This is a genomic window from Reyranella humidisoli, from assembly GCF_019039055.1.
Taxonomy (GTDB): domain Bacteria; phylum Pseudomonadota; class Alphaproteobacteria; order Reyranellales; family Reyranellaceae; genus Reyranella; species Reyranella humidisoli.
In genome coordinates, this window is sequence record NZ_JAHOPB010000001.1 from 3,312,700 (window position 1) to 3,326,633 (window position 13,934).

General features: G+C 66.1%; 13 protein-coding genes. 6 read left to right on the forward strand and 7 right to left on the reverse strand.

Going from position 1 to position 13,934, the window contains the following annotated elements; translation table 11 throughout:
* Positions 1-18: 18 nt before the first annotated feature.
* The gene (locus KQ910_RS16080; protein WP_216962308.1) at positions 19-648 is read right to left on the reverse strand and encodes a trimeric intracellular cation channel family protein; all 630 of its coding nucleotides are present in this window, start codon (positions 646-648) and stop codon (positions 19-21) included.
* 64 nt (positions 649-712) lie between these two features.
* Here KQ910_RS16080 and KQ910_RS16085 point away from each other — a divergent pair, with 64 nt between their 5' ends.
* Both KQ910_RS16085 and KQ910_RS16090 read left to right on the forward strand, forming a co-directional pair.
* A complete protein-coding gene (locus KQ910_RS16085) occupies positions 713-1,384 on the forward strand; it encodes a DUF1345 domain-containing protein (RefSeq protein WP_216962309.1) in 672 nt (223 codons plus the stop codon).
* Positions 1,381-1,878: a TspO/MBR family protein gene (locus tag KQ910_RS16090; RefSeq protein WP_216962312.1), complete on the forward strand. Its 498-nt coding sequence runs from the start codon at positions 1,381-1,383 to the stop codon at positions 1,876-1,878. Before KQ910_RS16085 ends, KQ910_RS16090 begins: the two co-directional genes overlap by 4 nt.
* Positions 1,879-1,894: 16 nt before the next feature.
* Here the strand turns inward: KQ910_RS16090 and zigA are convergent, their stop codons facing one another.
* The 3 genes from zigA to KQ910_RS16105 form a co-directional block, all read right to left on the reverse strand.
* The gene (gene zigA / locus KQ910_RS16095; RefSeq protein ID WP_216962316.1) at positions 1,895-3,103 is read right to left on the reverse strand and encodes a zinc metallochaperone GTPase ZigA; all 1,209 of its coding nucleotides are present in this window, start codon (positions 3,101-3,103) and stop codon (positions 1,895-1,897) included.
* Entirely contained in the window at positions 3,096-3,752 is a 657-nt protein-coding gene (locus tag KQ910_RS16100) for a DUF1826 domain-containing protein (RefSeq protein WP_216962319.1), read from the reverse strand. Before KQ910_RS16100 ends, zigA begins: the two co-directional genes overlap by 8 nt.
* Positions 3,753-3,831: 79 nt before the next feature.
* Positions 3,832-5,277 (reverse strand): DHA2 family efflux MFS transporter permease subunit, encoded by a 1,446-nt coding sequence (locus KQ910_RS16105; protein WP_216962322.1) that lies wholly within the window; start codon positions 5,275-5,277, stop codon positions 3,832-3,834.
* A 78-nt stretch (positions 5,278-5,355) separates the two neighbouring features.
* On the opposite strand from KQ910_RS16105, the gene KQ910_RS16110 reads away from it, so the two are divergent.
* Positions 5,356-5,763, forward strand: coding sequence for a DUF333 domain-containing protein (locus KQ910_RS16110; RefSeq protein ID WP_216962325.1), 408 nt, complete (start codon positions 5,356-5,358; stop codon positions 5,761-5,763).
* Positions 5,764-6,027: 264 nt separating this feature from the next.
* On the opposite strand, the gene KQ910_RS16115 is transcribed toward KQ910_RS16110, so the two are convergent.
* Positions 6,028-6,213 (reverse strand): hypothetical protein, encoded by a 186-nt coding sequence (locus KQ910_RS16115; protein WP_216962327.1) that lies wholly within the window; start codon positions 6,211-6,213, stop codon positions 6,028-6,030.
* 131 nt (positions 6,214-6,344) lie between these two features.
* On the opposite strand from KQ910_RS16115, the gene KQ910_RS16120 reads away from it, so the two are divergent.
* The 3 genes from KQ910_RS16120 (at position 6,345) to KQ910_RS16130 (ending at position 10,998) form a co-directional block, all read left to right on the forward strand.
* On the forward strand, positions 6,345-7,970 hold the full coding sequence (locus tag KQ910_RS16120; protein WP_216962330.1) for a flavin-containing monooxygenase: 1,626 nt from the start codon (positions 6,345-6,347) through the stop codon (positions 7,968-7,970).
* A 106-nt stretch (positions 7,971-8,076) separates the two neighbouring features.
* Positions 8,077-10,347 carry a mechanosensitive ion channel family protein gene (locus tag KQ910_RS27240; protein ID WP_216962334.1) on the forward strand — a complete coding sequence of 757 codons (2,271 nt, stop codon included), beginning with the start codon at positions 8,077-8,079 and terminating at the stop codon, positions 10,345-10,347.
* Between the two features lie 84 nt (positions 10,348-10,431).
* Positions 10,432-10,998, forward strand: a complete 567-nt coding sequence (locus KQ910_RS16130) for a TIGR00645 family protein (RefSeq protein ID WP_216962337.1) — start codon at positions 10,432-10,434, stop codon at positions 10,996-10,998.
* 252 nt (positions 10,999-11,250) lie between these two features.
* Here KQ910_RS16130 and KQ910_RS16135 read toward each other — a convergent pair whose 3' ends face one another.
* Positions 11,251-12,309 (reverse strand): ABC transporter substrate-binding protein, encoded by a 1,059-nt coding sequence (locus KQ910_RS16135; RefSeq protein WP_216962340.1) that lies wholly within the window; start codon positions 12,307-12,309, stop codon positions 11,251-11,253.
* 56 nt (positions 12,310-12,365) lie between these two features.
* Positions 12,366-13,922 carry a gamma-glutamyltransferase family protein gene (locus tag KQ910_RS16140; RefSeq protein ID WP_216962343.1) on the reverse strand — a complete coding sequence of 519 codons (1,557 nt, stop codon included), beginning with the start codon at positions 13,920-13,922 and terminating at the stop codon, positions 12,366-12,368.
* Positions 13,923-13,934: the final 12 nt, after the last annotated feature.

Genomic DNA, 13,934 nt, shown 5'->3' on the forward strand with positions numbered 1-13,934 from the left:
CGTGCAAGGCCAGAAAATTTAGTCGGTTTCGAGTGAGGACTTTTGTTTGGTCGCCGCCACAGGGAGGTGCCAGCCCCGATAGATCGACATCAGCCGCAGGAACAGACAGATTCCGGCCCCTGCGGCAGCCGTCGGCAGGGCGGGAAGACCGAGCCAGAAACCGATCGAGACTGCCCCGGCGCCGGCCAGGGCGGCCACGGCGTAGAGTTCCGAACGCAGGACGGTCGGTACCTGGAGGGTGAGGAGGTCACGGGCCACGCCGCCACCGATGCAGGTGACCATCCCCAGCAGGGCAGCCATCAGCGGACTGAGACCATAGGCCAGGGCCTTCTGCGTGCCGGTGACGGCGAACAGGCAGAGGCCCGCGGCATCGAATAGCAGGACCGGCGTGCGCACCCGGTCGATCAGGTGCGAGGCGAAGAAGCCCGTCAGCCCGGCCGCGACGGTCACGGCGAGGTAGCGCCAGTTGTCGAAGGCGGCGGGCGGAACGGCACCGATCATCAGGTCACGGAAGATGCCGCCGGCCACCCCGGCCACCCAGGCGACGACCAGCACGCCGAACAGGTCCAGACGCTTGTGGACGCCCCGTGTCGCGCCACTGATGGCGAAGACGAAGGTCGCGGCGAGATCCATTGCGTCGAAAAGCATGGCTGGGACATTACAGCGATTGCCCGCCGCCGCCGAGATGGCAGAGTGCGGTCATGGAAACCGCATGAGCGAGACGTCTGGCTACCTTCGCGGCTTCCGCCGCTTCGTCCATGCGCGCACCCGCCTGCTGGTCGCCCTCGCGGCCGGCTTCGCCCTGTTCCTGTTGCTGCCCAAGGACATGCGCATCGAGACGAGGTGGCTGCTGGCCTGGGACTTGGCGGCGTTCCTCTACATCGTGACCACGCTGCGCATGATCGCGAAATCGACGGTCGAAACCTGCTATGCGCGGGCAGCCTATTACGACGAGGGCGACTGGATCATCCTGGTGGTCGTGATCGTGAGCGCCGGCGCAAGCTTCGCCACGATCTTCTCCGAGCTCGCGATGCTCAAGACGCCGCACGGCTCGCTTTTCCATGCCTTGGCCATTTCGGGTGCAACCGTGGCCCTGTCCTGGACGTTCACGCACCTCGTGTTCACCCTGCACTACGCCAACGTGTACTATCGACCCGACGACGACGGCCCGGGTGGCTTGGAGTTTCCCGGCGACCGGCCGCCGGATTACCGGGATTTCCTCTATTATTCGTTCGTGATCGGGTGTGCGTCGCAGACCGGCGACGTCGGCACCGTGTCGCCGGCCATGCGCCGGGTCACGCTCGTCCACGGCATCGTGTCCTTCACCTTCAACACGGCTATCCTGGCCCTTACCATCAACGTCGGAGCGAGCCTCGTGTCATGAGCAGCAAGCGTTCGGATATCGCGACCGGCAAGGACGTCCTGGCTTTCGTCCTCTTCGTTGGCCTTTGCCTCGGAATCGGGGGCTTGGGCGGCGCCGTGACGGCGGAGAGCGTCACCACCTGGTACACCACGCTCACCAAACCGTCCTTCAACCCACCCAACTGGATTTTCGGTCCGGTGTGGACGGCGCTTTACATCCTGATGGGCGTCGCGGCCTGGCGGGTGTGGCGAGCAGCCGATCGCGATACCGCGCGCGGCCCCTTGGCGGTGTTCGCCCTGCAACTGGCCGTCAACCTGGGCTGGAGCGTCGCGTTCTTCGGCCTGCGCAATCCGGGCCTGGCCGTGGTCGTGATCCTGCTGCTCGACCTGCTCGTGCTGGCGACGGCGCTGATGTTCCGCCGCATCGACCGGCTGGCCGCCTGGCTGCTCGTGCCTTATCTCGCCTGGATTTCCTTCGCGACCCTGCTGAACATTACCATCTGGCGGATCAACTAGCGGCGGGAGACGCCGGTCACTCCGGTGTACCGACCTTCCACACCGGGAAGGGGTCGGGGAACCGCGCCCACAAAGCGGGGCCCATCGCCATCTCGGCATCGGTGAGGAGGCAGGCGTCGAGGCGGCCGGTCAGCTCCTTCCTGTCCATACCCTTCGTGCCGATGAAGACGATCTCCTGCCGGCGGTCGCCATAGGGGCTCTTGAAGGAGTTGCGGATCGTGGCGCGCCAGGTCGAATCCTGCGGCCAATCCTCACGCTTGACCGCCGCCCACCAGGCACCGGCGGCCTCGTGGCGCAACATGCCGCCGGCCTGTGAAACCGACCCGGCGAGGTTCATCCGGGAGGCCAGCCAGAAGAAGCCCTTGGACCTGATCACGCCATCCCAGCGGCCGTTCAGCAGCGCGTAGAGGCGCATCGGGTTGAACGGACGCCGCGCCTTGTACACGAAGCTCCAGAACCCGTAGGTCTCGCTCTCGGGTGTGTGGATGCCCTGCAGCTCCTTCATCCAGCCGGGCGCCTGGCTCGCCTTCTCGTAACTGAACAGGCCGGTATCGAGAATGGCGTCGGGAGGCACGCGGCCGTGCTCGCTGGTGACGATGCGGGCGGTGGCATTCAGGCGCCGCAGCATGTTCGTCAGAAAGCCCAGCTCGTCGGCGGTCACGAGATCGGCCTTGTTGACCACGATCACATCGGCGAATTCCACCTGCTCGACCAGCAGGTCGACGACGGTCCTCGTGTCCTCCGGCTGGGCGGTTTGCCCGCGCTGCTGCAGGAAATCGGCAGAGCTGTAGTCCTCGAGAAAGGCCTTGGCGTCGACCACCGTCGCCATCGTGTCGAGCCGCGCGACCTTGGAAAGACTGTCGCCGCCTTCGTCCTCGAACTCGAAGGTGGCGGCGACCGGCATCGGCTCGGAGATACCGGTCGATTCGATCAGCAGGTAGTCGAAGCGCCCCTCGGCGGCCAGCCGCTTCACTACTTCGAGCAGGAGATCCTCCCGCAGGGTGCAGCAGATGCACCCGTTGGACATCTCGACGAGCTTCTCCTCGCTTCGGCTGAGTTCGGCGCCGCCCTGCCGGATGAGAGCGGCGTCGATGTTGATCTCGCTCATGTCGTTGACGATCACCGCGACCTTCCGGCCCTCGCGATTGTTCAGGACGTGGTTGAGCAGCGTCGTCTTGCCGGCCCCGAGATATCCAGACAGCACGGTCACCGGTAACCTAGTCATCGCAAGTCTCCGCATCGAGGCACAGGAAGAGGCGCGTCAGCCCGTGGCGCGCGACGGGCGGCGAGCGATGGACGATCGCGTCGTTCCCGGCCTGGACGACGCCCTTGAACAGGCCAACGGAAAAGCGCGGCAACTCGTTCAGCGGGCCGCGATACCGTCGCTGGCCGCGCAGGGCTGCGTCGGCGCGTTCGGGCGGCAGCCACTGGGTTCCGGGGCCTCTGTAGGTCGCGTTGAGGCGGAGGCCGACATAGTCGCGATGGAAGCGCCAGCAGGCATCGTGATCGATGGCTTCGAGGCGGACGTTGACCGCTGCGCAGCGTGCGATCTGGGCGAAGCAGTCGACCAGCATCGCGATGTCGCCGATCAGCCAGTCGCGCTGCGGAGACGGGGGCAGCGCTACCCCGTCGGCCAGCCGCTGCAGCGGCGCCGTCGCGCCCCCCGGAGCGGTGACGAACTGGCCCTCGGGCAGTTGAGAGGCGGGGAGGCCGTCGAGCCATTCCGACTGTCCTTCGGGCGCGGATCGGCGCCAGATCGCCAAGGTCTGCGCGCCCGTGGCGATTTGCGCGAGACAGCCCGCGGACGACGCCACGATGACGGGACCGGATGGATGGGCAGCCTCCTGTCTCAGGGCTACGGCCGAATACCTCACGCGGGCGTCTCCAGGTAAATGCAACAGTATAACGTATCATGTTTATACTGAATCTGGGGGCGCTGGCAAAGAGCCTGGATCAGTCGTGGGTTTCGTGGCTCGGCGCGCTGTCGTGGCGGCTGATGTCGTTTCCGTCGTCGCGCTTAAGTTCCATGAAGACCACCGACGACAGCACCGTCATGACCCCGAGGATGAGGAAGGCCTGCTGCACGCCGTAGATCATCGTGGCCGCATGCGTGTGAAGCCCGGTCGGCACGAACAGGGCGGCGATCAGGGAGGCGCCGGCCACGCCGAAGCTGATGGCGAGCTGCTGGCCGGTGGCGGCAATGGTGCTGGCGCCGCTGGTCTGCGGGCCCGAGACGTCGGCGTAAACCAGCGTGTTCATGCTGGTGTATTGCATCGACGTGAAGAAGCCGAGCACGAAGGCCTGCAGGACGATGCGCCAGATTGGCGTCTCCGCGCCCACCTTGGCGAACGACATGATGAGCAGGCCGACCACGATCGTGTTGAACACCAGCACGTTGCGATAACCGAGGCGCGCCAGGATCGCGGGCATGAACGTCTTGAGGCCGATCGAGGCGATGGCCTGCGGCAGCACCAGAAGGCCCGACTGGATCGGTGAGAAGCCGAGGCCGACCTGGTAAAGCAGCGGAAACAGGAAGGGAATGCCGCCCAGCCCTAGCCGCGTGAAGAACCCGCCGTTCACGGCCGAGCGGAAGGTCCTGATCCTGAACAGCGCGAGATCGAGCAGCGGGAACGCCGTCAGCGAGGCCCGGATACCGTAGCCCGCGAGCAACAGGGCGGCCACGGCGAGCAGACCGAGGATCTCGCCGCGCGACAGCGAATTGTCGCCGAAGACTTCCAGCACGTAGGACAGTAGGGCGATGCCGCCGCCGAACAGGATGAGGCCGAGCACGTCGAGCGGATGGGTCTTGTCCTCGCGATAGTCGGGCAGGTAGCGCCGGATGAAGTAGAGGCCCACGATCCCGACCGGGATGTTGACGAAGAACACGACGCTCCAGTGCAGCCAATGGACGATCGCGCCGCCGGCCACGGGGCCCACCATCGGGCCGATCAGGGCCGGGATCGCAACGAAACTCATGGCGCGCACCAGGTCGGCCTTGCCGAAGGTGCGTGCGAGGGTCATGCGGCCGACCGGCATCATCATGGCCCCGCCGGCGCCCTGGACGACGCGGCAGGCAACCAGCATCTCGATGCTGGTGGAGAGGCCGCAGAGCAGGGAGCCCACGCAGAACAGGCCGATGGCTGCGGCAAAGACGCGGCGCGTGCCGAACCGGTCGGCCATCCAGCCGCTCACCGGGATGAACACGGCGAGGCTCAGCGTGTAACTCGCCAGCACCGACTTCACGCTGAGCGGCGTCACGTCCATGGCCTGCGCGATGGCCGGCACGGCCGTGTTCAGGATGGTCGTGTCGAGCGACTGCATGAAGAACGCCACGGCGACCAGCCACGGCAACAGGCGTTTGATACTCTCGTCCGGCGGGGCGTTCTCGGGCGTCGTCATGGGTTGGCGCGCAGTGTTGCCCCGGACGGGCAGCGGACGCAACGCGGCGTGTGGGCTAGGCTTCGGCAGGAGGACCGCATGTCCCGTATTGTCGTTTCACTCTTCGTCGTCCTGTGGGCGGCCGGTGCGGGAGCCCAGGCACCGCCCGCGCCACAGCTCGCCAATCCCGCCTCGCTCAATTGCACGCAGCAGGGCGGCACACTCGCCATCGAACGGCGACCCGATGGCGGCCAGTTCGGCGTCTGCGTCTTCACCGACAATTACCAGTGCGAGGAGTGGGCGCTGCTGCGCGGCGAATGCCCGAAGAACGGCCTGCGCGTGACCGGCTATGCCACGCCGGCGGGCCGCTACTGCGCCATCGCGGGCGGACGCTATTCCGTGGTGTCGGCACCCGGTGTTCTGCCCGAGCGCGGCACCTGTACGCTCCCGACGGGAAAGGCCTGCGAGGCCGATGCCTATTTCGCCGGGACCTGTCCGGAGCGGTAGATCACGCCAGTAGGTGCGACAGCACCGATCTCAGGTGCTTGTGGCTGTAGGGCTTGTGCATGTCTTCGAGGCTGCATGGCGAACAATGCTTCGTCCTCGACAACGAGGATGCGCCGACCGCCCGGAATGTCACTCATCGGGCAATCGTAGCGCAACGCATCGCTTCCTTCCACGAAGCGGCAAGCTTCCCGCGGAGGGAGAGGCGCGTGGCCAAAAAAAAGCGCGGCGCCACGACGGTGGCTACCGCGCCTCTCACGAACCGGGTTAGCGGGTCGGAGTCGTATACGTCGTGGTCGTCGTCGTCGCGGCCGGGGTGTACGGATCGGACGAGACCGTGGTGGTGCGCTGCGTGGTGGTGGCGGCGGGCGCTTCGACGACGCGCTCGGTGCGGACCGAACAGCCGGCGACGACGGTGCCGACAAGGGCAACGAGAACGATTGATTTGATCATGGACCTCTCCTGTACCTGCAATTGATCGCCGCCAACGGGAGCGGGGCGGGCCGGTTGCGCCCGCCGGCCTGGCACCGCTCTGCGACGGTGATGCGTTGCAGATCGGCCACAGTCGCCGCTAGGCTGTCCGTATGAGCAAGAGCGAGCGACAAGACCCCAGGAGCGCCGATTTCGACGCGATCATCATCGGCGCCGGCATGTCCGGCCTGTTCCAGCTTCACCGACTGCGCGAACTCGGAATGAAGGTCCGGGTGTTCGAGGCCGGAACCGGTGTCGGCGGCACCTGGTACTGGAACCGCTACCCCGGCGCGCGCTTCGACTCGGAGAGTTATTCCTATGGCTATTCGTTTTCCGAGGAACTCCTGGCCGAGTGGGACTGGACGGAGCATTTCTCGCCCCAGCCCGAGACGCTGCGCTACCTGAACAAGGTCGCCGACAAGTTCGACCTGCGCCGGGACATCCAGTTCCGCAGCAAGGTCGGCGCGGCCCACTGGCACGAGGAGACGCGGAGCTGGCAGGTCACGCTCGAGGACGGCAGCGCCCACACCGCGCGCTTCCTGATCACCGCCATCGGCCCGCTCTCGGCCTTCACCATGCCGCGCATCGACGGCATCGAGTCCTTCGAGGGGCAGAGCTGCCACACCGCGCGCTGGCCGCACGAGCCGGTGAGCTTCGAGGGCAAGCGGGTCGCGGTGATCGGCACCGGTGCGACCGGCGTTCAGACCATCCAGGAAGTGGCGAAGACGGCGAAGAAGCTCACAGTGTTCCAGCGCACGCCCAACTGGTGCGCGCCGCTGCACAACGGCAAGATCGAGCCCGACGAGATGGCAGCCATTCGCGCCGACTATCCCGAGATCTTCCGGCGCTGCCAGGAGACTTTCGCGTGTTTCCTGCACACCGCCGATCCGCGTGGCACCTTCGAGGTGACGCCGGAGGAGCGCGAAGCCTTCTTCGAGAAGCTCTACGGCGAGCGCGGATTCGGCATCTGGGTCGGTAACTTCAACGACATCCTGACCAACAAGGATGCCAATGCGCTGATCTCGGACTTCGTCGCACGCAAGATCAGGAGCCGTGTGAAGGACCCGGCGATCGCGGAGAAGCTGATTCCCAAGAACCACGGTTTTGGCACCCGTCGCGTCCCGCTCGAGACCCGCTACTTCGAGGTCTACAACCAGCCCAACGTCGAGCTGGTCGACATCAAGGAGACGCCGATCGAGCGAATCACGCCGACCGGCATCAAGACGAGCGCCGCGGACTACGAATTCGACATGATCATCTACGCCACCGGCTTCGATGCGCTCACCGGCGCGTTCGACCGCATCGACTTCCGGGGTGTCGGCGGCCGCAAGCTTAAGGACGAATGGGCAGAGGGCGCCGAGACGTTCGTCGGCATGTCGGTCGAAGGATTTCCCAACATGCTGATGCTGCTCGGACCTCACACGGCGCTGGGCAACATTCCACGCAGCATCGAATACAACGTCGAGTGGGTGACCGACCTGCTGCGGTTCATGCGCGATCGCGGCCTGACCCGCATCGACGCCCGGTCCGAAGGGGTGGAGGCCTGGATGAAGACGGTCCAGGAGGCCTCGGTCGGCTTGCTGTCCAACGAGGTCAACTCTTGGTTCACCGGCATCAACACCAACGTCGAGGGCAAGCAGACGCGGCGCATCTCCCGATACAGCGGCAGCGCCCCGGCCTATCGCGCCCGCTGCGACGAGGTCGCGGCTCAGCAGTACCGGGAGATGGATTTGAGCTGATCGGATCGGCAGGTGTCTCTGCGGAGCCTCCCTTCAACGCGAAGATAGTGTAGATTGGGGGGAGGCCTGATTCGACTGACGACGGGCTCACGGAAGGATTGAGATCGTGAACGCACTTCGCTCGCTCGTTTTAGCCGTTGCGCTTGCTCTCGGCATCGTCGCCCAGGCGGGGGCACAGACGGCGGAAGCGCCTCCCGCGGGCCTCTCCCGGCAGCAGTTTGATTCGCTGGTCGATGCCATCAGCAACTCCGTGTCCGAGAAGTTGAAGGCCGAGGGGGCGGTGGTGCCGTCTGCCACGCCCGCGGCGCCGGCCCCGGCGGCATCCGACTCCAAGTCCAAGTCCAAGGCGCCGCCGCCGCCCAAGATCGTCCATGTCGAGCCCAAGGCAGGGCCCGATCCGTTCGTCGCCTTCATCCACGGCGCCGAGAAGGTCTTTGTTGCGCTGCCCGTCGCGGGCGCACAGATTGCCCTCATTCCGACCCTGCTCGATCAGCGCGCGCAGGGCGGACGGGGATCTTCGACGTTCCTGCTGCTGCTCTGTGCGGTCGCTGTCGTTGCCGTAGCGGCCGAAGGAATCCTGCGTCTTTTGTTGCATGGCTTGAGGGCTAGGCTGGCGGCGAATGCCGGTCCCGAGGGGGGCGTGCGGTCCATCGGCTTTCTGGCGGGCCTCGCGGTTCTCGACGGGCTGGGCGTCCTGGCCGTCTGGTTGATCTGCAATGCCGCCACCGGGGCGTGGTTCAATGGCACGACTGGACAGGACAAGCTTGCCGCGGCCGTCCTGGCCGGCATTTTCGCCTGGCGTCTTTATGTACTGCTGTTCCGGGTCGTGCTGCAGCCTGAACTGCCGGCGGCCCGCCTGTGCGCCGCCGGAAACCACGAGGCCCGGACCCTGTATCTGCGGATCTCCGCGGTGATGCTCGTCATCGTCCTGATGCGTATCCTGGCGCAGGTCCTGGCGGCGATCGGCACGCCGCCCGATGCGATGGCCAGCTTCCAGGTGGTCGGTGCCATGATCTATCTCGCGGCCTTCCTGTGGCTCGCCTACCGGTCGCGCCTCGCCGCGCAGCAGTGGTTCGGCGGGCTGGGAGAGATGGCGCCGGTGATCGGGGTGGTCGGGCGTAAGTGGATTCCGATCGCACCGCTGTTCTTCGTCGCGCTCGGCGGCACGCTGATCTACGGCGCGGTCTCTGGCTACAGGTATGTCGGCTCCGCGATGGTCCTGACGCTCAATCTCGTGATCGGCGTGCTGATCTTCGAGACGCTGATGCAGGCCTTCGTGCGCCGCCTCGATTCGCAGCTCGAGGGCAAGACACCGGCTGGCAGTACGCCCAAGCTTCCCGACGTCGTGGCGCGTTGTATCCGCGTAGCCGTGCTGATCGGCGTGGCCGTGGTGATCGCCGAAAGCTGGGTGGTGCAGGTCCTCGGGCTGGTGAACGACAGCGAGTGGGCGCAGCTCACGAGTTCCTCCCGCACCGCCGGGGTCACTCTGTTCGTTGCCTTCGTCGCCTGGGAGCTCTTCAAGTACATGACCGAGCCCTATATGGGCACGAAGAACAAGGATGCCGCCCAGGCGATCGCTGATGGCGATGCCAACGCGGCGCCGGCGTCGCGGCTCAGCACCATGATGCCGCTGATGCGGCGCACGGCGGCGGTGCTGATCATCCTCGTGGCCGTCATGGTCGCATTGCAGGATTTCGGCATCAACATCACGCCCCTGATCGCCGGCGCCTCGGTGTTCGGCATCGCGATCTCCTTCGGCAGCCAGACGCTGGTGAAGGACATCGTGTCGGGCCTGTTCTATCTCTCCGACGACGCCTTCCGGGTCGGCGAATACATCGACTGCGGCAAGGCCAAGGGCACGGTCGAGGGCTTCACGCTGCGCTCGATCAAGCTGCGTCACCAGAACGGGCAGGTGCATACGATCCCGTTCGGCCAGCTCGGGCAGATCACCAATTTCAGCCGCGACTGGATCACGGTGAAATTCAACCTGCGCTTCGCCCGCGACACCGACATCGAGAAGCTGCGCAAGGCATCTAAGAAGATCGGCGCCGACATGATGGAAATGCCGGCGATCGCCGACCAGATCCTGGCACCCTTCAAGATGCAGGGCGTCGCCGACATTGCCGGCAACGCCCTGGTGGTGCGCTTCAAGTTCACGGCCCGGCCGGGCAACCCGGCGGCCATCCAGCGCGAGGCTCTGAAGCGGATGTTCAGCACCTTCCCGGCGATGGGATTCGAGTTCGCCACGGAAGGCGCCAACGTCGTGGTCCACACCGGACCTGCCGCCGCCAACGATCCGGCGACGGATGGGCATCCCGTGCCGGGGGCGCCCGCCCCGCCGCCTCAGCCGGCGACGATCCCGGCGGCCGCCACCTAGTCGCGAATTCGTCATTGCTGGCCAGTTGCAACGGCCAGCCCGATTGTGCAAAAGCGCCTCCCGACCCATGGGAGGAGCTTCCTGATGACGACAGAGCCGCATTCCGAGACTGTTCGCGATCCCCGGAAGCTGCGACCGATCCCGCGCTTCATCTTCGCCTCCCGCTGGTTGCAGCTTCCGCTCTATCTCGGCCTGATCGTGGCTCAGGTCGTCTACGTGTTCCTGTTCCTGAAGGAATTGCTCCATCTCGTCATGGAGAGCCCGAGCGTGACCGAACTGCAGGCCATGCTGATCGTCCTGGGCCTGATCGACGTGGTGATGATCTCGAACCTGCTGATCATGGTGATCGTGGGTGGCTACGAGACCTTCGTGTCCCGCATGGAACTCAACCGCCATCCCGACCAGCCGGAGTGGCTGAGCCACGTCAACGCCAGCGTGCTGAAAATCAAGCTCGCCATGGCGATCATCGGTATTTCGTCGATCCATCTGCTCCGGACCTTCATCGAGGCCGGAACCCTGGGCAAGCCGAACGCCACCTACACCGAAGCCGCGATCATGTGGCAGTCGATCATTCACGCCCTGTTCATCCTGTCGGCGGTAGGCATCGCCTTCGTCGACCGACTTTCGCAGCCGCCCGCGAACCATCGCTGAGGGAAGTGCCGCTGCGTCATTCGACATGCCGAGCCCTGGCGAAACTTGCGGCGAGGGCCCGCTGAGATGCGGGATCTCGTCATCGGCATGGTCGCTGTCGTGATCGTGATCGTCGGGATCTTTTTCCTGGCGGCCGTTATGCAGCGCGGCCAGTACCAACCTCCCTCCAGGGGGCCGTACCTCCCGGAATGCGCGCAGGGAAACTCCCGGGCCGACCCGCGCGACTGCGAACCCCAGCAGTAGACGAGCGCATCACCGCGTCGGGGCGGCGTAACGCTCCACGACGCTGGGAATGCGCGTCGTGCCGTCATAGCAGACGATCTGGACTTCGTGCGCCATGTTGCCTTTGCCGTCCGACTTGTAGGTCGTGACCAGGCCCTTGTAGGCGTCCCGCGAAAGCGCGCCGCGCAGGGCGATGGGCGTGATCGCCTGGCTGGACTTCGCAAGATCGGCCGCACTCTTCGCCACCATCTGGATGGCGTCGTACTGGGCGGCGGCGAAGGCATCGGGCTCGGCCTTGAAGGCCCTGCGATAGGTCTCGGCGAATTCCTTCATCGGACCTTCCGTGGCCGAAGCCGGGGAGGCCGCCGTTTCGGCGCAGACGCCTTTGAGCTCGGCCGGCTCCAGCAGGGCCGCGGTCGACGGCTGGTGCATGGCGATACTGGCCACGATCGGCAGGCCGGGCAGAGCCTTGCGGATCTGGCGCACGGCCGACGCCGTGGAGGCCGCGCGCAGGTGAAGCACGATCGCATCGGCATTGGCCGCCTTCACCCGAGCCACCAGCGCGGCCAGATCGCCGGCGTCGGGCGCGATGCCCTCCTCAAGCACGGGCTTGGTCTTCAGGTCGGTGAACGTCTTTGCGAGTTCGTCCCGCGCGGCCTGGCCATCGACCGTGGCCTGGAAGATCACGACCGGGCGCCTGGCGCCGAGCTTCTCCACGACATAGCGGGCCTGGGCGGCCTTCGAGACGGCGTCGCTCGGCAGGAAGCGGAAGAAGTAGGGGTTGCCCGCTTCCGACAGCTTCGGATTGGTGGAGAGGGTCAGCAGCGGCACGCCGACGCTTTGTGCCAGCGACATCACCGCCAGCATCTGGGGCCCGAGCAGGGGCCCCATCACCGCGGGCGGCAGCGGCCGCCGCACCGCGCGTTCCCAGGTGGCGACGGCGCCTTCGGGCGACGTCGCGGCATCGAGCACGCGTGACTCGATCCGCACGTCACGAATCGACCGCTCCGCCAGATTCGTCCCGTTCTTCTGGCTCGCGCCCTCGATGGACGCGAAGCCGGTCAACGGTGCAAGGACCGGCAGCGGCACGGATGTCTTCTGTGCTGTGGCCGGCATTGCGAGGAGAACGAGTGCGACGGTTCCGATTACTGCGCTGCGCCGCCGGCCCATGGAGACATAACCTCGTTCATGCCGGTCAGCTCGCCGGTCTTCGGATCGCGCACGATACAGGAGGGGTTGGCGAAGCCAAGCGGCGAGACCGGATTGTCGACCTCGACCATCGGCAGCCTGGCCGCGATCGCCTTCTTTACGTCGTCCGGCAGGTCGCGGTTTACCCGGATCGGACCGACACCGGAAATATCGACGCGCGGCTGATGGAAGGCGGCTTCCACGTCCATGCCGCGGTCGATCATCATGAGCGAAAGCTGCGACACCGCCGGCACGATGCGGCGTCCGCCCGAGGCGCCAATGCAGAACCACGGCTTGCCGTCCTTCACGACGACGACCGGGCAGATGTTGCAAAGCGGCTTCTTGCCCGGGGCGATCGAGTTGGGGCGGTTTGGCTCGGGATCGAACCACAGCATGCCGTTGTTCATGGTGATGCCGGTCTTGGGCAGCATCACGCAGGAGCCGAACAGGCTCATCAGCGTCTGGGTCAGCGCCACCATGTTGCCCTCGGAATCGGCGGCGCAGAAATGCGTGGTGCAGGTGTCGGTGGGCTTGTCGCCCAGCGTCTTGAGGCGCTCGTCGTAGGCCTTGTGCATGCCCTCGGCGATCGCCGCGAAGAACTCGGCGCCGGGCGCGCCCTTGCCCTGGGTCGCGGCGCCCACCAGTTCGATGGCGCGGCGCAGGGTCGGACCGGCGGTCAGACCGCCCGCGACGTTCACCGTGACTCCGTTGTGCTCGAAGGCGAGGGGATCGACGATCTTCGCCTCGTAGCCCGCGAGATCCTCATAGGAGATGGCGGAGCCGCCAGCCTGCAGGTCGGCGGCGATGTCGCGCGCGAGGCTGCCTTCGTAGTATTCGCGCGGGCCGCCTTCGGCCAGGCGCCGCATCGTCTCGCCCAGGTTGCCGAGCTTGATGTAGCGGCGGGTGCCGGCCCAGTCGCTGGCTGGCACGCGGCCGTCGTCGCACAGATAGTTGGCCTTGGAGGCGGGGTACTTCTCGAGGTGCTTCGCGCCGTTGGCGATCATCACCTGCATGTACCAGTCGAGCTCCATGCCGCGCTGGGCGATCTCGACGCCGGGCTGCAGCACGTCCTTCCACTTCAGCGAGCCGAAGCGCTCCAGCGCCTTGGCGAGGCCGGCAACCATGCCGGGCACGGCGATCGAGTGATAGCCGACCTCGTTGCGCTGCTCCTTGATGTCGGGCCAGGCAAAGGGGTTGGCGGGGCCGGGTCCGACGATCTCGTAGACCGACGGGTCCAGTTTCTTCGCGGAGACCGGGCCGTAGTCGACCGTCCAGGCGCGGCCTTCCTTGGCGCTCCAGACCGTCATGAAGCCGACGCCGCCGATGCCGCTCATCCAGGGTTCGAGCGCGCCGATGGCCATGCCGGTCGCGACCGCTGCGTCGATGGCGTTGCCGCCCTTGCGCAGGATCTCGGCGCCGACCTCCGCCGCCTTCACGTTCTGGGCGACGACGACGCCCTTGCCGCGGACTGCATGCTTGGTGAATTTCAGTTGCCGTGTCAGCGACTCGCTCATCGGTGCTCCTCA